Here is a 520-nt window from a genome sequence, read left to right as displayed (position 1 = left end):
AGCAGAAGATCAACAAACAAAGTTGGTCAAACTCATGGACCGAGCCGTCCTCATATCTCTTCAGAAAATCAGGATCTTGCGAATAGGCGCGAGGTCCGGCAAGGGGCCTTAGCTCAGCTGGGAGAGCGCCTGATTTGCATTCAGGAGGTCAGGAGTTCGATCCTCCTAGGCTCCACCAAGCCTTTTGCAAAGCAAAGGGCGTTGTCGCGGCAGTTGCTTTTGCTTGCAAAAGCAATGAGAGCGACTGGCAGTCGGCCCCAAACAAAGTGGGTCGGTAGCTCAGGTGGTTAGAGCGCACGCCTGATAAGCGTGAGGTCGGAGGTTCAAGTCCTCCTCGACCCACCACTTTCCTTCGATTTGACCGTTAAGCACTGATTTGAGTGCTTAGCCGTCCAATCGGACGTCAATTGACATCGTATAGAGAGAAATCAATCAACACTGTTTGATCGCGCCGAGTGTGGCGTTGATCTCAGTCGTTCTCCTCTTCGGAGGGGCGGGTTGTGACACAGGTGTTTCCTCG

At 52.9% G+C, this 520-nt stretch carries 2 tRNA genes; both read left to right on the top strand.

Annotated features, from left to right (window positions below):
• Window positions 1-102 precede the first annotated feature (102 nt).
• Window positions 103-178: transfer RNA gene (locus tag ACR0I8_RS22135), tRNA-Ala, on the top strand.
• 90 nt (window positions 179-268) lie between these two features.
• Window positions 269-345: transfer RNA gene (locus ACR0I8_RS22130), tRNA-Ile, on the top strand.
• Window positions 346-520 lie beyond the last annotated feature (175 nt).

This window comes from Ruegeria sp. BG9 (genome assembly GCF_056538305.1).
The sequence above is the reverse complement of the archived record's forward strand: the minus strand, read 5'-3'. Positions and strand labels throughout refer to the sequence as shown.